This window comes from Nocardioides sp. NPDC057772 (assembly GCF_042798075.1).
Classification (GTDB): domain Bacteria; phylum Actinomycetota; class Actinomycetes; order Propionibacteriales; family Nocardioidaceae; genus Nocardioides.
Genome location: NZ_JBHVKN010000031.1, coordinates 18,207 through 39,291, shown reverse-complemented (window position 1 = coordinate 39,291; position 21,085 = coordinate 18,207). Strand labels below are relative to the sequence as shown.

Below are 21,085 nucleotides of genomic sequence, written 5' to 3'. Positions count from 1 at the left end.
GGTGGATGACCGACAAGGCGGGCGGCTTCGGCCCGCTCTTCGACCAGCCGTCGAAGCTCGGCTGGGGCGCGGACTTCTGGGCGCTGTTCTGGCCCTCCCTCATGGGCATGATCCGCGCACCCTCCTGCTCGATGACCTGGTCCTGGGCCTCGGCCTCGGGGACCAGCGCGGCGCTCAACGCACCGTCGGGTTCTGCGTTGGAGGCGAGGCGGAGGCCGGCGCCCTGGGACTGCTCGGAGATCGAGCGGACGATGGTGGTGGCGTTCTCGGTCAGCTGAAGCATGTCGAGATCTTCCATGGTTGGGTTCGGAGTACCCGCTCCACCATTCCTCACCGACCGGCCGCATTCAAGCCCGCCCGTCGAGTGTAGCGATTTCGGTGGGGTCGATTGCACCGTGGCGGGCCTACAATGTTGGCCGAGGACAGTCGTTCTTCCTTTGGCATTTGGGCTGAGGAGGTGAATTCAAAAATGTCGTCTGAAAACCTGTCCATTCAGGAACACCCCGACATCGCCGCACTTCGGGACCGGTTCGATCTGACCGGCTCCTCCACCACCGCTCAGGTGGTCGACGGTGTCACGATGTTGGCCGGCCTCTATCTGGCCGTCTCGCCGTGGATCGTGGGCTTCAACACCACGGCATCACCGCTGATGATGAGCAATCTGATCATCGGTCTGACGGTCGCTCTGCTGGCGCTCGGGTTCGCGTCGGCATTCGGCCGCACACACGGTCTGGCCTGGACCGTTCCGCTCATGGGTGCATGGGCGATCGTCTCGCCGTGGCTCATGAACGGCGTCGACACGACCGGAGGGATGATCGCCTCCAACGTGATCGTTGGAGCCGTCATCATGGTGTGCGGACTCGGCTCGTCCGGGTTCGGCACGTTCTTCAATCCGCGGAGGTAGCGTCCACGGAATCGTCCCGAATCGACCGGCCGAGCGAGGAGCGCTCGGCCGGCCTCAGGTGGCTTCGGGCGACGGCGGTCAGCCGATGTCCGCGCCGTACACCTTCGAGACGGCGATGGTGATGAGCACGCGGCGGTCGTTGACCATCACCTCGCGGTACTCGTCCCAGTCGGGGTTGCCCATCTGGTCGTTGCCTTCTAGAAGGCATCCGGACGCCGCTTGCTTCCCGGACTCCTAATTCGGAGGTGCGCCCGGTGCAGGTGGGCTAGGTTGCCGAGAACCCGCACCGAAGGAGACCCCACATGCGTGCACTGCTCGGCCGGATCCTGGTGGCGATGGGGCTGATGTCCCTGCTCGTCGCCGCACCCGCCAACCCCGCCTCGGCGGCTGAGGACGACATCCTCGACCGCCTCCTCGCCATCGACGGCGTCAGCCTGATCCAGGAGAAACCCGTCGCCGGCTACCGCTACTTCGTCCTGAGCTTCACCCAGCCGGTCGACCACCGGCAGCCCGACGGCGAGACCTTCCAGCAGCGCTTCACCGTGCTCCACAAGGACACCGCCCGCCCGACCGTGTTCCACACCAGCGGCTACAACGTCTCGACCAACCCTGGCCGCAGCGAGCCGACCCGGATCGTGGACGGCAACCAGGTCTCGATGGAATACCGGTTCTTCACCCCGTCGCGCCCTGACCCGGCCGACTGGGACGACCTCGACATCTGGCAGGCGGCCAGCGACCAGCACCGCATCTTCGAGGCTCTCGAGCCGATCTACTCCGCCAACTGGCTCGCCACCGGCGGTTCGAAGGGCGGCATGACCGCGACCTACTTCGAGCGCTTCTACCCCGACGACATGGACGGTGTCGTCGCCTATGTCGCGCCCAACGACGTGGTCAACCGCGAGGATTCCGCCTACGACGACTTCTTCGCGACCGTCGGCACCGAGGACTGCCGCGACCGGCTCAACGGCGTCCAGCGCGAGGCGCTCGTCCGCCGCGAGCCGCTGAAGGCGAAGTATGCTGAGCTGGCGGCTGCCGAGGGTTACACCTTCGACACCGTGGGCAGCCTGGACGCGGCGTACGAGATGGTGGTGCTCGACTACGTGTGGGCCTTCTGGCAGTACGCCGGCACCGCGCAGTGCGCGAACATCCCCGCCGACGCGGCGAAGGCGACCGACCAGGCGATCTGGGACTCGATCGACTACTACTCCGGCTTCGGCTTCTACACCGACCAGGGCCTGAGCCCCTACACGCCCTACTACTACCAGGCCGGCACGGAGCTGGGGGCGCCGACGATCGGCTTCCCGCACATCGAGGACGAGCTGATCCGCTACGGCTACGCGCCGCCGCGCAGCTTCGTTCCGCGCGACATCGACATGCGGTTCGACCCCTCCGCCATGCGCGACGTGGACTCCTGGGTGCGCAAGCACGCTCACCAGATGCTGTTCGTCTACGGTGAGGCCGACCCGTGGGGCGCCGAGCGCTTCCGCCCGGGATTCTTCGCCGAGGACTCCTACGTCTTCACCGCCCCGGGCATGAACCACGGTGCCAACGTGGCCGGTCTGGTCGCTGACGAGCGCGAGCTCGCCACCGCCCGGATCCTGGAGTGGGCCGGAGTTGCCAGCGCCGCAGTCGAGGCCGACGCGGCGAAGGCGAAGCCGCTGGCTGCCTACGACGCGAAGCTCGACAAGCACGACCTGCGCGCGGAGCGGCGGATGCGTCCGTGAACCGACGCTGAACTGAAGAAAAGGGCCTTGTCTTCGAGCGCACTCGAAGCCCTAGCGTCTGAGGTATGGATCTTGGACTCCACTACTTCACCTTCACCCACCCCGAGTGGGAGACGACGCTCGCCGACAAGCTGACCGAGACGGCCCGGATCGCTGACGAGGGTGGCGTCGACCTGCTCACCGTCATGGACCACTGGTTCCAGATGGAGCAGGCCGGCGGCCCCTTCGAGCCGATGCTCGAGGGCTACACCACACTGGGCTACCTGGCCGGGATCACCGAGAACGTACGCCTCAGCCTGCTCGTCACCGGGGTGACCTACCGCCACCCTGGGTTGCTCGCCAAGACGGTGACCACTCTCGACCGGCTCTCGGGCGGCCGTGCGCTGCTGGGGATCGGTGCGGCATGGTACGAGCGTGAGCACCAGGGTCTCGGCGTGCCCTACCCGCCGACCGCCGAGCGGTTCGAGCGCCTGGAGGAGACCCTCGAGATCTGCCGCCAGATGTGGTCGGACAACGACGGCGCCTACGAAGGCAAGCACTACCGGCTCGCCGAGACGATCTCACTGCCGCAGCCCGTCAACGGCACGGTGCCGGTTCTGATCGGTGGGGGCGGAGAGAAGAAGACGCTCCGCCTGGTCGCCAAGTACGGCCAGGGCACCAACCTCTTCGGCGGTCCCAGCCCCGAGGCGGTCGCGACGGTCAAGCACAAGCTCGACGTGCTGCGCGGCCACTGCGACGACCTCGGCACCGACTACGACGCGATCGAGAAGACCATGCTCTTCCAGGGTCCCGCGGTCGAGGACCCGGACGCGTTCCTGAAGTCGATGGAGGAGTACGCCGCCCTCGGCATCACCCTCGTCGGGCTGATGCCGACGCCGTACGTCGACCCGGTTCCGTGGGCCACCGCCGCCGTCGACCTGGTGCCGCGGCTCAAGGAGATCTGAGCGACGACCGGACCGCGACGACCTGACCGGGAAGCGGGTCGCCGCTGAGTCATCGGACACTGGCCTGGGTCAGCCCGAGCCCGATCACCGCGAACAGCGAACCGAACGCCGCGAACGCGATCGCGAACGGGATCACGCAGCCGATCGGGGTGCGCTCTCCGGCCACCATCGAGCGACTCGGATCGAGCGGGTCGACGACGATCGGCAGGGTGACGGGCGAGCCGTCGACAGCGAACCGCTTGTTGGAGACCGTGCCTTCGTCGGCGTACTCCTCGCCGTTGGGTCCCCGATACTCATAGTGGGCGACCAGATAGGTTCGGGATCCGCCGTTGGAGCTGCTCCGCGTGCGGGTCTCGAACTCGCGGACGGTGGCGGTCGTCGGGGTCCAGCTCCGGAGGCGCTGGCGCTGGACGACGGTCGTCACGACCATTGCGATGCCGAAGCCGACGAAGGCCAGCCCGCCGAGGGCGAAGAACCATCCGATCCACATGGGCGACATCGAACCACGAGGGTCGGTGATCGCCGCGACGAACGCGCCTACCGCGCGCGGCGAAGTGTCGCGGCGATGACGGTGCGGGTCTCGGCGGGGTCGATCACGTCGTCGATCTCGAACACGCGTGCGGCGTTGAGGGCGCTGGCCTGCTTGCGGTACTCCTCGGTCAGCGCTGCCACCCGCTCCTCGCGCTCGGCCTCGGGCATCGCGGCGAGCTCGGCGGCCATGGAGAGGCGTACGGCGCCCTCCAGACCCATCGGGCCGAGGTGGGCGTCGGGCCAGGCGACGGTGAGCAGCGGACGGTGGGTGCTGCCGCCGAGCATCGCCTGCGCGCCGAGTCCGTAGCCGCGGCGCAGGATCACCCCGACCAGCGGGGTGGACAGCTGGGCGCCGGCGACGACCATCCGGGAGGCGTGCCGCACCAGGCCGCCGCGCTCCGCCTCGGGCCCGACCATGAATCCCGGGGTGTCGACGAGCGAGACCACCGGGAGGCCCCAGCGCTCGCACAGCGCGAGGAAGTCGGCGGCCTTGACCGAGGCGTCGCTGGTCAGCGCCCCGGCCAGGTGCGTCGACTGGTTCGCGACCACGCCGACCGCGATCCCGTCGATCCGCGCCAGCGCGGTGACCAGCTCGGGAGCGAACGCCTCGCGGAGCCAGATGACCGTGTCGACGTCGGCGAGGGAGTCGACGACGGGGCGTACGTCGAAGGCCTCCCGGTCGTTGTGGGGGAGGATCGTGCGCAGGTCGGTCTGGTCGACGGCCTCGCCGCAGTCGGCGTTCGGCCCGAGGCTGGCGAGGATCCTGCGTACGGCCTCGACGGCTGCGGCCTCGTCCTCGACGACCAGGTCGATGACGCCGTTGGCGGCCTGGTCCTCGACCGGCCCGATCTCCTCGGGGGCGCAGGTGCCGAGCCCGCCGCCGGCGATCATCGCCGGGCCGGCCATGCCGAGGTTGGCGTCGGGCGTGGCGATGCGGAGGTCGGCGCAGCCGGCGAGGACCGCGTTGCCCGCGAAGCAGCGCCCGGAGACGACGGCGATCCGGGGCACGACGCCCTCGAGCTCGCCCCACAGCGCGAACGACCCGACATCGAGCGCGGAGACCAGCGGGATGTCCGTGTCGCCCGGGCGACCGCCGCCGCCCTCGGTGAAGAAGACGGTCGGCAGCCGCATCCGCCCGATGATCTCGATGAGCCGGTCCGACTTGCGGTGCCCCCGCATGCCTTGGGTGCCGGCCATCACCAGGTAGTCGTAGGAGAGCACTGCGCACGGCTTTCCGGCCACGGTCGCCGTCCCGCCGATGATCCCGTCAGCGGGCGCCTCCACGACCAGCTCGGCCAGGTCGCGACGCTGCTCCTGGGCGGCGGTGATGAACCTCCCGTACTCGACGAACGAGCCCGGGTCGACCAGGTCGGCGATGTTCTCCCGAGCCGTACGCCGCCCCTTCCCGTGCCAGCGGGCGACCTTGTCGGCGCGCGCCGCGTCTGTGGTCAGGAAACGGCGCGCGTGCAGCTCGGTCAGCCCGGTCACAGGTGTGTCGTCGGTCACGCGGACACGATAGGGAACGCCGGGTCCGGCGTCTCGAGCACCCCCAGCAGCCGCTGGAGCACGCCGAGGTCACCCGCGTGCTCGATCCCGTCGAGCCGCCGGGCGCCCAGCAGACCGGCGAGCTGGGGACGAGTGAGCGTCAGGGTGAGGCTCGCGGCCGGGTCCGGGACGCTGTCGCGCCGGTGCACGAGCACTCCGTTGCGCAGCCGGGCATGCCACCAGCCGCCCTCCGGAGACTCGTCGTGATCGAGCAGGTGCCAGTCGATGCGCAGATCGAGGTCCCAGGCGCGAGGGCCGTCGACCCGGATGGCGAGCGAGTCGAGCAGCTGCGGGACCGAGAGCGCGGCGAGCAGCCCCCGACCGCCTCCTCGCGGCGGCACCTTCGGTCCCTCGAGGAGCTCGCGGGCGCCGGTGAGGTAGACGTTGCGCCAGGTGGCGTTCTCCGCGCCGTGCCCCAGCCGGGTGTAGACCCGGGCAAGCAGCTCCCGTGCCGCGCGCTCCGAGGGGTCTGCGAAGACCACGTGGTTGAGCAGCGTCGCCGCGAACCGCAGATCGTCGGTCTCCCCGCTCGCGACGAGCGCCGCTGCCCGCTCCATGGCGGCGTCCGCGCCACCGAGGAGCCGGACCCAGTGCTCGCCCTCCTCGGCCGGGGGCAGCTCCCACAGGTGGGCCGGGTTGGCGTCGTACCAGCCCAGGTAACGCTGGTAGATCCCCTTCACGTTGTGGCTGAGCGAGCCGTAGTAGCCGCGCGTCGACGGCTGGGCGTCGAGCGCCGGTGGCAGGACGAGCTCCTCGGCGATCTCCTTCGGGGTGAGGCCACGGTTGATGAGACGTACGGTCTGGTCGTGCAGGTAGGCGTAGACGTCGCGCTGGCCGGCGAGGAACGCCTCGATCCGCTCCGCACCCCAGGTCGGCCAGTGATGGGTCGCGAACGCGACGTCGGAGCGCGCGGCGTACAGGTCGATCGCCTCGGTGAGGTAGCGCGCCCACAGCCGGGCGTCGCGCACCTCGGCGCCGCGCAGGGTGATGATGTTGTGCAGGGAATGGACGGCGTTCTCGGCCAGGAGCAGCGCCCTGTTGCCCGGAAGGTAGATGTTCATCTCTGCCGGTGCCTCGCTGCCCGGCGTGAGCTGGAACTCCATCTCGACACCGTCGATCACCCGCGTCTCCCCGGTCCGGGTGATCGAGTCGGTCGGCTCGGCCAGCCCGATGGTGCCCGACGCCAGCCGCGGACCGAGGCCACAGCCGAGGTGTCCGTCCGGCGCGACGGGCAGCATGCTGCCGTACATGAAGGTCGAGCGCCGGTTCATCGCGGGACCGACATACACGTTCTCCGAGACCGCGTGCTCCAGGAACCCCTCAGGCGCCAGCACGGGGACGTCTACGTCGTCTTCGCCTGCCGCGAGCACGGCGGCGATCCCGCCGAAGTGATCGGCGTGGGGATGGGTCAGCACCACTCCGGTGACGGGCCGGACGCCACGGTGCTCGCGGTAGAGACCGAGTGCTGCCGCCGCGGTCTCGGCCGTGGTGAGGGTGTCGATGACGATGATCCCCCGCTCGCCCTCGACGATGGTGAGGTTGGCGAGGTCGAGGCCGCGGACCTGGTAGATGCCGTCGGTGACCTCGAACAGGCCCTGCAGCGAGGTGAGCCGGCTGTGCTGCCACAGCCCGGCGTGTGCGGTCTCCGGCGCGGGGGAGTCGAGGAAGGCGTCTGCGTCCGCGTCGAAGGCGACGGTTCCGTCGGCCTTGGTCACGACCGCAGGCTTCAGAGCAGCGATGAACCCGCGCTGCGCGTCGGCCTTCTCCTGAGCGAAGTCGGTCATCATGCCCCCAACGACTTCACGAGATCGCGGATCACGCCGTTGCGCTGGATCTCCGAGGAACCGGTCAGCACCCGGAACATCCGCAGCCGCCGCCAGATCACCTCGATCTCCGCGCCCCGGACCATCCCGGCCTTGCCGTGCAGCTGCAGTGCCGCGTCGGCGATCTCGAAGGATCGCTCGGCCACGAACAGCTTGCACATGAACGACTCGATCCGCGGGCGCCTGCCGGCGTCCAGGTCAGCCAGCGCGTCGTAGGTCATCGACCGGGCGGCGTAGTAGTCGGTGGCCATGTCGGCCAGCCGGTGCTGGATCGCCTGCTTCTCCAGGAGGAGCCCGTCGAACACGGTGCGGTGCGCGGCGAAGTCGAGCGCCAGCGCGAGTGCTCGCCGGGCCGCGCCGAGCGCGGTCGGGCAGTGCAGCAGCCGGTTGGCGGTGACCCGGCCGAGTGCTATCCGCAGGCCTTCGCCGATCTCGCCGAGCAGGTTCTCCTGCGGCACGAAGCAGTCCTCGAGCACGACATCGCTCTCGATGTTCTGCCCCGACAGCGGCAGGTCACCGGGCAGCACCTGGCAGCCGGGGGAGTCCAGGTCGACGAAGAAGGCCGCGTACGACTCCTCCGCACCGGCCATCCGGGCCACCAGGATCGCAAAGTCGGCGAAGGTGCCGCCGGTGCTGAAGACCTTGTGGCCGCTGATGAGGAAGCCGCCCGGGGTCGGCGTGGCGGTGGTCCGCATCCGGCGGACGTCGGAACCGGCGTCGTCCTCGGTCATCGAGAAGCAGCAGGCGCGCTCGCCGCGGACGACTGGCATCAGGTACTTCTCGATCTGGTGCTCGGTCGCGTGTTCGAAGATCGCTCCGACGCGCAGCGGTCCGCCCATGTCGCCGAGCACGCTGGTGGCGAGCTGACGTCCGGAGGCGCCGATCTCCTCCTTGAGCGCGGCCAGCTCGGTGAAGCTGAGGCCCTGCCCGCCGAGCGAGGTGGGCAGATGGATGCCGTAGAAGCCGAGCTCGCGGCTGCGCTGCCACACCGGCTCCAGCATCGAGCGGTCCAGCGGCGTCTCCGGACCGAGACCGAGGCCGCGCTCGTAGTCGGCGAGCTCACCGTCGAGGTAGTCGCGCAGCCGGGTGACCAGCTCGTCCAGACGTGGGTTGTCGGGGTAGGACGGCGTGAGGGAGAAGGTCATCTCAGCCGACCTTCCGCTCGATGCCGGCCCAGTCGCGTTCACGCAGCGCCCGCCGGTCGACCTTGCCGTTGCGATTGAGTGGGAGCGCGTCGGCGAACTCGATGATCCGGGGCACCTTCACGCCGGAGAGCCGGGTGCGGCAGAAGTCGCGCAGCTCCTCCTCGGTCGCGGTGGTGCCGGCGACGAGACAGACGTACGCCTTGACCGTCTCGCCCCACTTCTCGCTGGGCACGCCGACGACGCAGGCCTCGCTGACCGCCGGGTGCTCGTAGAGCGCGGCCTCGACCTCGGAGCAGTAGACGTTGTAGCCGCCCGAGATGATCATGTCCTTCTTCCGGTCCACGATGAAGACGAACCCGTCCTCGCGGATCCGGCCCAGGTCGCCGGTGTGCACCCAGCCGTCGCGGAAGGTCTCGGCGGTGGCCTCGGGCGCGTGGAAGTACTCGCGTACGCAGTCCGGGCCGCGCGCCACGATCTCGCCGATCTCGCCGGCCGGCAGCGGGTTGTGGTCCTCGTCGACGACGATCACCTCGGTGTCGTAGATCGGACGGCCGCAGGAGAGCAGCAGCTCCGGGTCCGACTCGATGCCGCGCACGACGTCCTCGGAGCTGAGGAAGGTGATCGCGCTCGTCGTCTCACCCTGCCCATAGCCCTGGTTGACCACCGGGCCGAACGCCTCGACGGCCTCGCGCAGCCGCGCCGGGCTGACCGGGGCACCACCGACGGTGACGCTCTGCAGCGCGGAGAGGTCGCGATCGCGCAGCGTGGGGGAGGCGAGCACCAAGTTGAGCATGACCGGCACGACGAAGGTGTGGGTCACCCGCTCGCGCTCGAGCGTGTCGAGGTAGGCCTCGACCTCGAAGGCCGGCAGCACGACCACGGCCGCGCCACGGAAGAAGCAGCCGAGGATCACCATGCCGCTGGCGTGGGTGATCGGGCCCGGGGCGAGGTAGACGGCCTGGGCGGAGAGCGAGCCGTAGGGGTTCATCGCGAGCTTGCGCATGTTGGCCAGCCGGTTGCCGACGGTCTGGACCGCCGCCTTCAGCGTGCCGGTCGAGCCGGAGGTGAAGTTGAGGACGGCCGGGTCGTCCTCGTCGACGTCGACGGCGACCGGGTCGGTCGAGCCCTCCGCGAGCAGGGCGTCGTACGCCGTCGCTTTGGTGTCCCCGTTGTCGAGGTCGACGACCAGGCAGTCGAGGCCGTGGGCGTCGACGATCTTGCGGACCAGCTCGCGGTGGGCGCCACCGGTGAAGACGACCCTCACCTCCGCGTCGAGGAGGACGTGCTCCACCTCCGCAGCAGCGAGCCGCGCGCTGATCGGGACCCGGAGCGCGCCCGCCTTGCAGATCGCCATCTCCGCCACGACCAGCTCACCACGGTTGGTGGCCAGGGTGGCGACGGGAGTGCCCGGCGTGCAGCCTCGGGCGATCAGGGCAGCGGCGAGCCGGTTGGTGTCGTCCTCGAGCTGGCGGTAGGTCCATCGGTCGGTGCCGGAGACCAGGGCGGTGGCGTCGGGGGTGAAGGTCGCGGTGCGGGTGAGATAGCTACCGAGATTCACGGGTGCCCTCCTGGTGGTCGGGGTCGCTGCTGTGAGCGCGGTCACCCGAGATCATAGACAGAGTGTCCAGAAACAGTCCAGCTGTCCGGCGCAGTGCTAGAACAGTGCCCATGACGGTGGTTGAGGACCGGCGCAGCCGGCGAACGCGAGGAGCGCTCCGTGACGCGCTCGTCTCCCTGGTGCTCGAGCGTGGCTACGCAGCGGTGACGGTGGAGGACATCGTCGCCGCCGCAGACGTCGGCAGGGCGACGTTCTACACGCACTTCAAGGACAAGGAGGCGCTCTACGACCATGTGGTCTCCTCGGCGCTCCAGGAGCTCAAGGAGCGACTCGCCGACGTCTTGGGACCGAATGACGCCGGGTTCACCGGGCAGCCGGTGGCCGAGGTCTTCCGGCATGCGAGCGAGCGGCCCGACACGTACCGGATGATCCTCCGCGGCGAAGGGGACGGCCGCGGCCTGCGGGCGTTCGAGGACGCCTGGAGCACCACTGCCCACGAGACGTTCTCGGCGCGCGCGAAGGCCAACGGTGTGCGCCCGCGCGTGGACCTTCAGGTGCTGGCCCGCGCCTGGGTCGGCGAGCAGATAGCAGTGCTGCTGTGGTGGCTGGACGCCCCGGAGCCGCGGCCGGCCACCGACCAGGTGGTCGAGACGCTCGTCGAGCTCTCGCGTCGAGGGCGCTTGTGGGCGACCGGATTCGATCCGGACAACCGCTGATTTGGACAGAGTGTCTTGTGTGGTGCGGGTCACTCGACCTACAGTCAGACGCGATGACCGTTAATAGACGGACTGTCTAGCAATCTGAAGGGCGGATCTCGTTGTCCTACCGCACCCTGCTCACCGAGTACCCTGTCGGGGCGCGCCGCCGCGTGCTCCTCGCCGTTGTCGTGCTCGCCCTGTTCATCTCGGCGTTCGAGGGCCAGCTGGCGCCCGTGCTGCCGCTGCTGCTCGACGACCTCGGGATGTCGCTCAAGACCTACGGCCTCATCACGGCCGCGTCACTGATCTTCGGCGCCTTCGCCGGCTACCTCGGCGGTGAGCTCGCCGACCGGGTCGGCCGGGTGAGGATCCTGGTCCCGTTCATGTTCCTCTCCGCCGCCGCCTGCCTGTTCATGGCGACGGCGGACTCGGTGGGCCACTTCGCGACCGCTCGGATCGTGCTCGCCTTCGTCGAGGGCGTGGCCGTCGCCGGCACCCAGCCGCTGATCCGCGACTTCACCCCGCGGATAGGCCGCGCCCAGGCGTTCGCGTTCTGGAGCTGGGGTACGGTCGGCGCCAACTTCTTCGCCGCCGCCGTCGCCTCGGCGACCCTGGGCGTCTTCGGCAACCAGTGGCGCTCGCAGCTGTTCATCATGGCCGGCGCCGCCCTGGTGGGCGCCGTCGTGATCGCCCTGACCCTGCGCGATCTCGCCCCCGAGGTCCGTCGTGCCGTACGCCTCACCGAACACGAGGCCCACACCGTCGAGGTGCCGCAGGGCCACAAGGGGCTGAGCCTCCTCGTCGCTCGCCGCGCATTCTGGACGCACGTGCTCGCGATGTCGTTGCTCTACGTCCTGCTGGCCACGATGAACGCCTACGCCCAGACAATGCTCGTGCAGCAGTTCGGCGTCTCGGTCCGGGCTGCCTCGGCGATGACGATGGTCTTCTGGCTGAGCAACCTCGCGATGAGCCTGGTCTTCGCCCGTCTCTCCGACCGTACGCAGCGCCGCAAGGCGTTCATGGTGGGCGGTGGTGTCGCTGCGGCCGTCTTCCTCGGCGCCTTCCTGGCACTCATGGGCAGGGGGAGCGAGGCGTCCTCGACCGTGGTGATCGTTCTCTTCGTCGGCATCGGCGTGGCACTCGCGGCGACCTTCGGGCCGTGGATGGCGAGCTTCTCCGAGCACGTCGAGGAGGTCCACCCCGACATCCAGGGCCGCGCCTTCGGCCTCAACCACCTGCTCAACCGCACGTTCATCCTGGCGACCGTGCTCTTCGCGCCGCGCGTGGTCGAGGCGACCGGCGGCTGGGAGCTCTGGATGACGGTCGCCTGGGTGGGCACGGTCCTGTTCGCCGTCATTGCGGCTCTCGTCCCCGGCGTGACCGGTCGCCGCCCCCGGCTCGACGCGGGCGCCGAGGCCGTCACGCAGCCTGCCTCGTGAGCCGCGCCGGGCGCGGCCGGCTGGACAGCTGGCTCTACAGCGGGACCGAGGAACCCGACGTCCGGTTCACGCTGGCCAACGAGCGTACGTTCCTCGCCTGGATCCGCACCTCGCTGGCGTTCCTCGCCGTCGCGGTCGCCGTCGACACCCTGGAGGTCGGCGGCGGCACGGCGCTGGCGGTGCTCGCACCGCTCAGTCTGGCGCTCCTCGCCGCCGGCTGCGCCGCCTGGTCCTGGTGGAGCTGGGTCCGCAGCGAGCGGGCGATCCGCCGACGCGACGCCCTCCCGACCCGTCGAGCACCGCTTCCCCTGGTGTTCGGCGTGCTCGGCTCCGTCGCGCTCGTCTCGATGGCTCTGCTGGTGTGAGCGGGGGAGACCCGGGTCTGCAGCCCGAGCGGACCGAGCTCGCCTGGCGGCGTACGCACCTGTCGCTCGTGGTCGCGGCCCTCGTCGTGGCACGCCACCCGCTGGCCGGCGATCACCTGGGCCTGCGGATCGGTACGGCTGTGCTGGTTGCCATGCTGGCCGCGATCCTGCTTGTCGGGCGCCGGCGGGTGGGAGTCACGGCGGCGACCGCGGGCGCGCTCGCCGTGATGGAGACGATCGGGATCCTTCGATGAGTCGGCCGACGGCTTCGGTTCGCCGCGCGTTACGGGACCGTTGGTCCCGTAACGCGGCATTCACCGAAGCGACCATTCACGGAACGTCGGTCTCGTAATTCCCGGACATCTGGGACGCATGGAATGGGGACACACCACCCCCGAAAGGAAACATCCCCATGCGTCTGCACGTCCCCGTCGCCCTCGCCGCCGGAGCCGCCCTCGTGCTCAGCGGCTGCTCGGCCGGCAGCGAGTCCTCCGCCTCGGCCGGCGACGACGTCATCCGCTTCGCCACCCTGCCGCTGGGCGATGACCCCAAGGCGACCACCCCTGTCGCCGCCGTCACCGACCTGCTCGAGGCGGAGACCGGCAAGAAGGTCGAGGTCACCGACGTACCCAGCTACTCGGCCGTCATCGAGGCCATCCGCAACGGCCACCAGGACATCGGCATCATGAGCGGCTTCCCGTCGGCGCTCGCGGTCAGCACCGGCGAGGTCGACTCGCTGGTCGCCTGGCCCGGTGAGGACGAGCCGGTCTCCACCTGCCTCGTGCTCGACGACTCGCCGCTGAAGTCGCTGAGCGACATCGACGCCGACACGGTCATCGCCTTCGCCGACCCCGCGTCCTCCTCGGGCTACTTCATGCCCACCCACATGCTCCACGAGGCGGGGCTGGAGGCCGACAAGGACTACAATAAGCTGATGTCCGGTGGCCACGACCGCAGCTTCATCGCCCTGAAGAACGGTCAGGCCGACGTCGCCTGCACCTCCACCATCTTCCCGTCCATGGCTGGCCAGGGCGACCCGTTGTTCCCGTTCGAGAAGGGCGAGACGCGCTCGATCGGCGAGAGCATCTCGATGCCCATCTCCATCACCGTCCTCGGCAGCAAGGACATGAGCGAGGAGAAGCGCGCGGCCCTGCTCGACGCGATCCCGCAGGTCTTCGCGACCGAGAACGCCGACAAGCTCGGCGTGTACGCCGAGGGCATCCCGTCGGGCGTCGAGCCGATCATCGAGCCCCGCGAGGACGAGTTCCAGCCGTTCGTCGACATCGCCAAGATCGCCGACGTCGACATCTCGGAGCTCGAATGAGCACGCTGATCGACACCCGCCGCGTCCAGGTACGCGACCTGCGGGTCCGCTACGCGGCGGAGGAGCCGTACGTCCTCGACGGCGTCGATCTCGACCTGTACGACGGGGAGACCGTGGCGCTGCTCGGTGCCTCCGGCTCCGGCAAGTCGACGCTGATGAAGGCTCTGACCGGCTTCGCGCCGATCGCCTCGGGCAAGGCCCAGTTGGGCGGTCACGACCTCACCCGGCTCCGCCCGCGGCAGCTGCGCGAGGTGCGCTCACAGATCGGCCAGGTCTTCCAGCAGTACAACCTGATCGGCCGCCTCTCGGTGCTCACGAACGTGCTGACCGGGGCTCTCTACACCGCCGGCCCGGTGAACGTGCTCGGCACCTTCTCCAGCGCCGACCGCCGGCGTGCGCTGGAGCTGCTCGATCGGGTCGGAATAGCGCACAAGGCAGACGAGCCGGCACGCACCCTCTCGGGTGGCCAGCAGCAACGGGTCGCCATCGCTCGCGCCCTCATGCAGAACCCGCGGCTCATCCTCGCCGACGAACCGGTGGCGTCTCTCGACCCCAGGATGAGCCACACCGTGCTCAGTCTGCTGCAGAGCATCGCCAGGGACGAGGGCATTCCGGTCCTGGTGAGCCTGCACGTGCTGCCGCTCGCTCTGGCGCACTCCGACCGGATCGTCGGCCTGCGTCACGGGTCGGTCGTGGTGCACGGCCGGACCTCCGAGCTGGACGCCGAGACGCTGGCGCCGGTCTACGACGTCGACGGCGACGAGGAGGACGCCTGATGTCACAGCTCATTGCCGCGAAGCCAGTGGGCCGGCCCCAACTCGACGAAGCCTCCCGCCAACGTCTCGAACGCGCGTTCTCCGTCCCGCGGGCCCGCTTCGGAGCCGGTCTGGCCATCGCCACAGTGCTGTTCGTCTGGTCCTCGATGGGCGCCCAGTTCAACTTCCTCAAGCTCGGCGAGGGCGCCTCGAACATGGGCGACTTCCTGCTTCGGCTGTTCCCGCCGACCTGGGACAAGCTCGGCACTATCGTCGAGCTGCTCGTCGAGACGCTGCAGATGGCGATCGTCGGCACCGTCCTGGGTGCCGTGCTCTCCCTGCTGTTCGCCTTCGGCGCCGCCTCCAACATCGCACCGAGATGGATCTACTACCCATTCCGGTGGGGGATGAACATCATCCGCTCGCTGCCCGACCTGGTGATCGCACTGATGTTCGTCTCAGCGGTCGGCCTCGGCCCCTTCGCCGGCATCCTCGCGATGACGGTCGGATCGGTCGGATCGATCGGCAAGGTCTTCGCCGAGGCCATGGAATCGGTCGACCGCGGCCCGATCACCGCGATGGAAGCCGTCGGCGCCTCCCGGCGCCAGATCATCCAGTACGGCATCCTGCCCAGCGCCGCACCGATGCTGACCAGCTACACGCTGCTCCTGTTCGAGGGAAACGTACGCGGCGCGACCATCCTCGGCCTGGTGGGTGCCGGCGGCATCGGTCTCGAGCTCACCACCGCCATGAACATGTACGACTACGGCCACCTCAGCGCCATGGTCATCTGCATCGTCGTGCTCGTCACGGTGATCGACCAGGCCAGCGCTGTCATCAGAAGGAAGATCACATGACCCTCACCGACGACGGCCTCGAGCTGTCCGCTCCCGTGAACCTGCGCGACATGGGCGGGATCCCGATCGCCGGCGGCACCCTGCGCGACGGACTCGTGATCCGCGCCGACGATCTCGCTCTCGCCGACGAGGCCAGCGCGAGCAGGCTCGTCGACGGCGGTCTGGCGGCCGTGATCGACCTTCGCTCGGCCGGTGAGTTCGCGAACACCGGCCGCGGCCCCCTGGGGCGGATGCGGGTGACGTACCACCATCTGCCGTTCATGGACGCGGTCGACTCCTCGGCGCAGGTGCCCGGCTCCGACCTGCTCGACCAGTCCACCTTCGCGGCGATGTACATCCGGATGTACGAGGCAGCAGCAGCGCGGATCGTCACCTCGCTCGCCGTCATCGCCACCGCTCCGGGCGCGACCGCGTTCCACTGTGCCGCCGGCCAGGACCGCACCGGGGTGCTGGCAGCCTCGCTCCTGCTTGCGCTCGGAGCGGAGCACGACGCGATCGTCGACGACTACGCCCGCACCGGAGCGAACTCGTCGGCGATCATGGCGCGGCTCGCTCCGGTGATGGGTCCGATGATGGCCGCCCTCGGCATCGAGCTCGACGAGGCCGCCCGCGCCTCGATGCGCAAGGAGTTCTCGCCCGAGCCCATGAAGGGCCTGCTGCACCACCTCAGCGCCTCTTACCGCGACCCGCTGGAGCCGCTGCGCAGGGCGGGGTTGAACGACGCGATCGTCGCGATGTTGCGGGAGCGGGCGCTCGGATGAGCGTGACCGGTCACGAGGAGCGGTCCCACCGCGGCCCCGGACGCCCCCGGGAGTCGGGACACGACGAGCGGATCATGCAGGCCGCGCTGACCCTGATCGACAACGATCGGCCGGTCACCGTCAACGCGGTCGTCGCCGCGAGCGGGGTCAGCCGGGCGGCGCTCTATCGCCGGTGGCCGAGCATGACCGACCTGATCGCAGCCGCTCTCGATCACGGTCGTTCGTACGCCTCGATCCCGACCGAGGGCGACATCAAGCAGAACATCATCGACACACTGTTCACCCGCCAGCCCGAGACCCGTGGGGCGACCTATCCGGAGCGGCGCCTACGGCGCCGCCTCGCGCTGGGGCTCCAGGACCGTGAGGTGCAGCTCTCGTCGTGGCGTTCGCACGTCGGCCGGCGGCGTACGGCCATGGTGGAGGTCCTACGCGCGGGCATCGAGCGCGGGGTGCTGCGCCCGGACACCGACATCGAGGCCTCGATCGACCTGATCAACGGGGTGTTCTACTACCAGATCGTGGTTCGCGGCTGTGCGTTCGACGACCCGGAGGCGATGGCCCGCTGCCGGGAGGCGTTCGAGACGGTGTGGCGGGGGATGACGGCGTCCTGAGGCCGCCCCTTGAATTCGCCGCGCCTTCGACGTAAGCATGATTACATGCTTACAAACGAGTTGCGCGGGTGGTTCAGCGGACGGTTGCCCGATGGGGTGTACGACGAGATCGTCGATGTGGTGGTCGACCGCGAGGAGATCACCGTCGTCGGGCGGATCAAGGAGCCGAAGACCGCCGAGGGTGCTTCGGACGAAGAGCGGGCAGCTGCCAACGAGGGCAGGGCGAGCGAGTTTCGCGAGCGCACGCGGGAGGACCGGATGTCCGTCGCGCGGCAGGCGGAGCGACGGTTCGACCGCAAGGTCTCCTGGGGCGTGGAGGTCGGAGGTGAGCGGCACATGTTCACCACCGTCTCCGCCCCCGTGATGACCCGACTGCGTCAGCCCGAGCGAAAGGTCCTCGACCTGCTGGTCTCAGGCGGCGTCGCCCGCAGCCGCAGCGACGCGCTCGGCTGGTGCGTCAAGCTCGTCCAGCAGCACTCGAGCGAGTGGCTCGACGAGCTCCAGGAGTCGCTGGTCAACGTCGAGCGGGTGCGCGCGAACGGCCCCGACAAGGGCTGAGGCGTTCTACGTCACCGCGGTGAGCCGTTCGGAGGGTCTTCCACGTCCTGGCTCACGAGCCTTCAGTCGACGGGCTCACCGAAGGAGTAGGTGCCCTGGAGAGCGATCGCCGCCAGGGTGTCCTCATCGGTGACGGAGATGTTCGACCAGGTCGACACCGTGTGCTTCGCCGTCTGTCCCCTCGGGCAGTCGAGGACGGTGCTCGGGGCGGGTGCGGCCACCGTCAAGGAGCCGGTCACGTTGCCGTTCCTTGCGGCCCTGAACTCGCCGGACTTCGAATAGTCACCACTGATCACGGTCTTCTTGGGGTCGTCCGGGTTGTGACCACCGCGGTTGACGCACTGGTAGGTCGCGTTGAGGTGAGCGGTCACAGTGATCGTCTCGACCGCACCGTTCTCGAGGCCAGCCTCCTTGAACGTGACGGTGACCGAGGAGAGATCGGCGTCGGTGACCTTGGTCAGGTGCTTCACGAAGTGCGGGGTGCCGCTCGCGAGAGCCGGCGCAGCGGCCAGGACCGTCGCAGAGGCGGTGGCCGAGATCGCGATGAGGATGCTCTGGATGCGCATGCTGATGTTCTCCCGAGATGAGGTGTCCTGGGCCCAGTTGCCCGGACGCCGTGGAGTCTGGCATGCCGACTCGGTAGGCATCCATAGTCCTTTCAGGTTATTCGGGCCAGAACGGTGCCTAAGGCAGGCAAATGCATCTGAATGGGATCCGTCGACCCAGGCCGAGCAGGCGCGGAAGGCTCGTCAGGCACGGGCGGCGGCCAGGGCGTCGATCGCCAACAGTGCGAGCGCCGCCGCCTGGTCGCCGAGGACGCTGTCGTCGAAGGCGGCGTCAGGGGAGTGGTTGGGGGCGGCGTCGTCGCTCGTCGCGGCTCCCAGCAGGACCATGGTCGTCGGGACCTGCTGGCTGATGAACGAGAAGTCCTCGGCACCCATCGTCGGCCGGGGCACCTCGACGACCCGCGGCCCGAAGGTCCCGCGCAGCGTCTCCATCGCCCGCCGCGTGACCGTGTCGTCGTTGACGACGCTGGGGTAGCCGGTGTCGAGTGCGACCGTCGACTTCAGCCCGTGCGCGGCCGCGATGCCTTCGACGAGCCGAGGGAGCTCGTGCTCGATCCTGGACAGCGTGTTCGGGTCGACCGTGCGTACGGTGCCGGTCATCGTGACCCGTTCCGCGATCACGTTGTCGACGCCGGTGCCCGCAGTCACGTTCGTCACCGAGATGACGACCGGGTCGAAGGCGTCGAAGCGGCGGGCGGTGTAGGTCTGCAGCGCCAGCACGATCTCGGCGGCCACCGGGACCGGGTCGAGGGTCTCGTGGGGGCGCGATCCGTGCCCGCCGCGGCCGAGGAGAGCGATGGTGAGATGCGTCGAGCTCGCGGTCACCGCGCCCGGCCGGGTCAGGAAGATCCCTCGGGGCGCGTTGCCGACATGGATCGCGTACGCCGCCACCGGCCTGCTCCCCGCGGCGTCGAGGACGCCCTCGTCGATCATCAGCCTGGCCCCGCCATGGCCCTCCTCGCCTGGCTGGAACATCAGGATCACGGTGCCGGTCAGATCCGAGCGGTGCATGGAGAGGAGCCGGGCAGCGCCGACCAGACCGGCAACGTGCAGGTCATGACCGCAGGCATGCATCGCGCCGTTCTCGGAGCGGTAGGGGACGTCGGTCGCCTCGGTGATCGGCAACGCGTCCATGTCGGCACGGAGCAGCACCGTCGGTCCGGGCCGCCCGCCGCGCAGAACCGCTGTCACCGATGACAGTGACCGGCCCTCGGTGATCTCCAGGTCCAGGCCGGACAGGGCCTCGATCACCCTGCGCTGCGTCGCCGGCAGGTGAAGCCCGAGCTCGGCGTGGATGCTCCGCCGGAGCTCGACCAGGTCGGGCACAAGCGCTTCGGCCGAGGCGACGATTCGTGCTCCGAAATCAGCATTGCTGGACACCATGTCCAGAAACTATCAGATGGTCTACGCCGTTCATCAGGGCGAGGAGGGCTTGATGTTCTGGTTGTGGCCGAACAGGTTCGCCGGGTCGTAGGTCCGCTTGACCTCCCTGAGTCGCGCGTAGTTGCTGCCGTAGGTGTCGGTGACGCGACCCTGGTCGTCCTCGGACATGAAGTTCACGTACCCGCCGGCCTCGGAGTGCGGCGTGAGGGCGTCGGCGTAGTCGCGCACCCACGCGATGTTGGCGGCGTCGTCCGAGGCGTCGGGCCAGGCGGAGACGATGACCGTCGAGAACGTCGCGTGCCGGTAGGAGAACGCGGTGTCCGTCGGGCCCACGCGTGATGCAGCACCGTTGATGGGGTAGAGGTGCATCGTGGAGCTCGCGTTCGGCGCTTTCGGGCCATGGGCCAGGTGTACGTCGATGGCCTCGTCGGTCAGCTCGGTGACGTAGTTGCCCTTCCAGTAGCTGCGCACGCCGCGGGGGAACAGCTCGTCGAACGCGCTGTTGAGCCATGGGTACGGCATCGGCGAGACCATCTCGCCGACGCGCGGCGCGAGGTCGCGGAACGGCTGCATCGCCGCCTCTCCCTCCTCGGTCGGCCCGCTCCAGTGGACGATGGCCGCACAGAACGTGTCGCCGTGGCGGTCCTCCGGAAGGAATGGCAGGGGAGGGGCGACCTGAAACGCCGGGAAGCCCCCGCACCGCTCGTCGGCCTCGGTGACCCAGGTGCGGAAGAGGCGCAGCAGGTCGCCGGCGTACTCCAGCTCGTAGAAGAAGATGCCGACGACCACCTCGTCCACGGGGTGCAGGTCGAACTCGAAGCTGGTGACGACCCCGAAGTTGCCGCTGCCTCCGCGAAGGGCCCAGAACAGGTCGGGGTTCTCGGACTCGCTGGCGCGACGGAGCTGTCCGTCGGCGGTGACGACATCGGCCGACCGCAGATTGTCGATGGAGAGACCGAAGCCTCGGGTGAGGTAGCCGATGCCGCCACCGAGCGTCAGACCGCCGACGCCCGTCGTCGACACGATCCCGCCGGGCGCGGCGAGGCCGTGCGCATGGGTGGCGTCGTTGAGGTCGGCCAGCGTCGCGCCCCCACCTACACGAGCGGTACGTGCGGCGGCATCGACCTCGACGGCGCGCATGGGAGACAGGTCGATCACCAGTCCGTCGTCGATCGTCCCGAATCCGGGTGCGCTGTGCCCGCCGCCGCGTACGGCCAGGGGCAGGCCGGCGTCGCGTGCAAAATTCACCGCGGCGATGACGTCGTCCGAGCTCGCGGCCGGCACGACAGCGGCCGGGCGACGATCGATCATGCCGTTCCAGACGCCTCGAGCGACGTCGTAGTCTGCGTCGTCGGGTGCGATGACCCGGGTGAGGTGATTGCGAAGTTCGTCGATGGATGTCATGACGCCAGGGTCATCCGCTGCGGCTGCGGCAACCGGTCCGCATCCGCTACATCATCGAGTTCCGGTACGGGTCACCGTCGTCACTGCGAGCTGAATGTTTCTGGCGTGACCGCAACGGGTAGGGGGCAACTCGGGGCGGTCGACCTGCATTAGTTGACATAATGTGCATTATCGGCGGTAAGGCGATATG

Annotated in this window: 21 protein-coding genes and 1 pseudogene; 13 read left to right on the top strand and 9 right to left on the bottom strand. The window is 69.2% G+C overall.

Annotation, left to right across the window (positions count from 1 at the left end):
- A pseudogene (locus ACFVJS_RS08335) lies at nucleotides 1-283 on the bottom strand (hypothetical protein); the annotation flags it as partial.
- A gap of 126 nt (nucleotides 284-409) precedes the next feature.
- Here ACFVJS_RS08335 and ACFVJS_RS08330 point away from each other — a divergent pair.
- The 3 genes from ACFVJS_RS08330 to ACFVJS_RS08320 all read left to right on the top strand — a co-directional run bounded on the left by ACFVJS_RS08330 (nucleotide 410) and on the right by ACFVJS_RS08320 (nucleotide 3,572).
- Entirely contained in the window at nucleotides 410-904 is a 495-nt protein-coding gene (locus ACFVJS_RS08330; protein ID WP_378878424.1) for an SPW repeat protein, read from the top strand.
- A 302-nt stretch (nucleotides 905-1,206) separates the two neighbouring features.
- The gene (locus ACFVJS_RS08325) at nucleotides 1,207-2,628 is read left to right on the top strand and encodes an aminopeptidase (RefSeq protein WP_378878423.1); all 1,422 of its coding nucleotides are present in this window, start codon (nucleotides 1,207-1,209) and stop codon (nucleotides 2,626-2,628) included.
- A 65-nt stretch (nucleotides 2,629-2,693) separates the two neighbouring features.
- The gene (locus ACFVJS_RS08320) at nucleotides 2,694-3,572 is read left to right on the top strand and encodes an LLM class F420-dependent oxidoreductase (protein WP_378878422.1); all 879 of its coding nucleotides are present in this window, start codon (nucleotides 2,694-2,696) and stop codon (nucleotides 3,570-3,572) included.
- Between the two features lie 49 nt (nucleotides 3,573-3,621).
- On the opposite strand, the gene ACFVJS_RS08315 is transcribed toward ACFVJS_RS08320, so the two are convergent.
- From ACFVJS_RS08315 to ACFVJS_RS08295, 5 genes are read right to left on the bottom strand one after another with little or no spacing between them, the layout of a single operon-like run.
- On the bottom strand, nucleotides 3,622-4,062 hold the full coding sequence (locus ACFVJS_RS08315) for a DUF3592 domain-containing protein (RefSeq protein ID WP_378878421.1): 441 nt from the start codon (nucleotides 4,060-4,062) through the stop codon (nucleotides 3,622-3,624).
- A gap of 47 nt (nucleotides 4,063-4,109) precedes the next feature.
- Nucleotides 4,110-5,609 (bottom strand): acyl-CoA carboxylase subunit beta, encoded by a 1,500-nt coding sequence (locus ACFVJS_RS08310; RefSeq protein WP_378878420.1) that lies wholly within the window; start codon nucleotides 5,607-5,609, stop codon nucleotides 4,110-4,112.
- Nucleotides 5,606-7,432, bottom strand: a complete 1,827-nt coding sequence (locus ACFVJS_RS08305; RefSeq protein ID WP_378878419.1) for an alkyl/aryl-sulfatase — start codon at nucleotides 7,430-7,432, stop codon at nucleotides 5,606-5,608. Before ACFVJS_RS08305 ends, ACFVJS_RS08310 begins: the two co-directional genes overlap by 4 nt.
- Nucleotides 7,432-8,616 (bottom strand): acyl-CoA dehydrogenase family protein, encoded by a 1,185-nt coding sequence (locus tag ACFVJS_RS08300; protein WP_378878418.1) that lies wholly within the window; start codon nucleotides 8,614-8,616, stop codon nucleotides 7,432-7,434. The genes ACFVJS_RS08305 and ACFVJS_RS08300 overlap by 1 nt, the downstream gene beginning before the upstream one ends.
- Nucleotide 8,617: 1 nt before the next feature.
- Nucleotides 8,618-10,174 carry a class I adenylate-forming enzyme family protein gene (locus ACFVJS_RS08295; protein WP_378878417.1) on the bottom strand — a complete coding sequence of 519 codons (1,557 nt, stop codon included), beginning with the start codon at nucleotides 10,172-10,174 and terminating at the stop codon, nucleotides 8,618-8,620.
- 110 nt (nucleotides 10,175-10,284) lie between these two features.
- Here ACFVJS_RS08295 and ACFVJS_RS08290 point away from each other — a divergent pair, with 110 nt between their 5' ends.
- The 10 genes from ACFVJS_RS08290 to ACFVJS_RS08245 all read left to right on the top strand — a co-directional run bounded on the left by ACFVJS_RS08290 (nucleotide 10,285) and on the right by ACFVJS_RS08245 (nucleotide 17,542).
- Nucleotides 10,285-10,890 carry a TetR/AcrR family transcriptional regulator gene (locus tag ACFVJS_RS08290; protein WP_378878416.1) on the top strand — a complete coding sequence of 202 codons (606 nt, stop codon included), beginning with the start codon at nucleotides 10,285-10,287 and terminating at the stop codon, nucleotides 10,888-10,890.
- A 101-nt stretch (nucleotides 10,891-10,991) separates the two neighbouring features.
- Complete coding sequence (locus tag ACFVJS_RS08285) at nucleotides 10,992-12,311, top strand: MFS transporter (protein ID WP_378878415.1); 1,320 nt, start codon at nucleotides 10,992-10,994, stop codon at nucleotides 12,309-12,311.
- Nucleotides 12,308-12,676: a YidH family protein gene (locus tag ACFVJS_RS08280; protein ID WP_378878414.1), complete on the top strand. Its 369-nt coding sequence runs from the start codon at nucleotides 12,308-12,310 to the stop codon at nucleotides 12,674-12,676. Before ACFVJS_RS08285 ends, ACFVJS_RS08280 begins: the two co-directional genes overlap by 4 nt.
- Nucleotides 12,673-12,930 carry a DUF202 domain-containing protein gene (locus ACFVJS_RS08275; RefSeq protein WP_378878413.1) on the top strand — a complete coding sequence of 86 codons (258 nt, stop codon included), beginning with the start codon at nucleotides 12,673-12,675 and terminating at the stop codon, nucleotides 12,928-12,930. The genes ACFVJS_RS08280 and ACFVJS_RS08275 overlap by 4 nt, the downstream gene beginning before the upstream one ends.
- Before the next feature lie 158 nt (nucleotides 12,931-13,088).
- On the top strand, nucleotides 13,089-14,000 hold the full coding sequence (gene phnD / locus ACFVJS_RS08270; protein ID WP_378878412.1) for a phosphate/phosphite/phosphonate ABC transporter substrate-binding protein: 912 nt from the start codon (nucleotides 13,089-13,091) through the stop codon (nucleotides 13,998-14,000).
- The gene (gene phnC, locus ACFVJS_RS08265) at nucleotides 13,997-14,776 is read left to right on the top strand and encodes a phosphonate ABC transporter ATP-binding protein (RefSeq protein ID WP_378878411.1); all 780 of its coding nucleotides are present in this window, start codon (nucleotides 13,997-13,999) and stop codon (nucleotides 14,774-14,776) included. Before phnD ends, phnC begins: the two co-directional genes overlap by 4 nt.
- Complete coding sequence (gene phnE, locus ACFVJS_RS08260; RefSeq protein WP_378878410.1) at nucleotides 14,776-15,612, top strand: phosphonate ABC transporter, permease protein PhnE; 837 nt, start codon at nucleotides 14,776-14,778, stop codon at nucleotides 15,610-15,612. Before phnC ends, phnE begins: the two co-directional genes overlap by 1 nt.
- Entirely contained in the window at nucleotides 15,609-16,373 is a 765-nt protein-coding gene (locus tag ACFVJS_RS08255) for a tyrosine-protein phosphatase (RefSeq protein ID WP_378878409.1), read from the top strand. The genes phnE and ACFVJS_RS08255 overlap by 4 nt, the downstream gene beginning before the upstream one ends.
- Nucleotides 16,370-16,984, top strand: a complete 615-nt coding sequence (locus ACFVJS_RS08250; protein ID WP_378878408.1) for a TetR/AcrR family transcriptional regulator — start codon at nucleotides 16,370-16,372, stop codon at nucleotides 16,982-16,984. The genes ACFVJS_RS08255 and ACFVJS_RS08250 overlap by 4 nt, the downstream gene beginning before the upstream one ends.
- A 45-nt stretch (nucleotides 16,985-17,029) precedes the next feature.
- Complete coding sequence (locus ACFVJS_RS08245) at nucleotides 17,030-17,542, top strand: hypothetical protein (RefSeq protein WP_378878407.1); 513 nt, start codon at nucleotides 17,030-17,032, stop codon at nucleotides 17,540-17,542.
- Between the two features lie 62 nt (nucleotides 17,543-17,604).
- Here the strand turns inward: ACFVJS_RS08245 and ACFVJS_RS08240 are convergent, their stop codons facing one another.
- The 3 genes from ACFVJS_RS08240 to ACFVJS_RS08230 form a co-directional block, all read right to left on the bottom strand.
- A complete protein-coding gene (locus ACFVJS_RS08240) occupies nucleotides 17,605-18,108 on the bottom strand; it encodes a hypothetical protein (protein WP_378878406.1) in 504 nt (167 codons plus the stop codon).
- Nucleotides 18,109-18,291: 183 nt separating this feature from the next.
- Entirely contained in the window at nucleotides 18,292-19,491 is a 1,200-nt protein-coding gene (locus ACFVJS_RS08235) for a M20 family metallopeptidase (RefSeq protein ID WP_378878405.1), read from the bottom strand.
- 33 nt (nucleotides 19,492-19,524) lie between these two features.
- A complete protein-coding gene (locus ACFVJS_RS08230; RefSeq protein WP_378878404.1) occupies nucleotides 19,525-20,895 on the bottom strand; it encodes an FAD-binding oxidoreductase in 1,371 nt (456 codons plus the stop codon).
- Nucleotides 20,896-21,085: the final 190 nt, after the last annotated feature.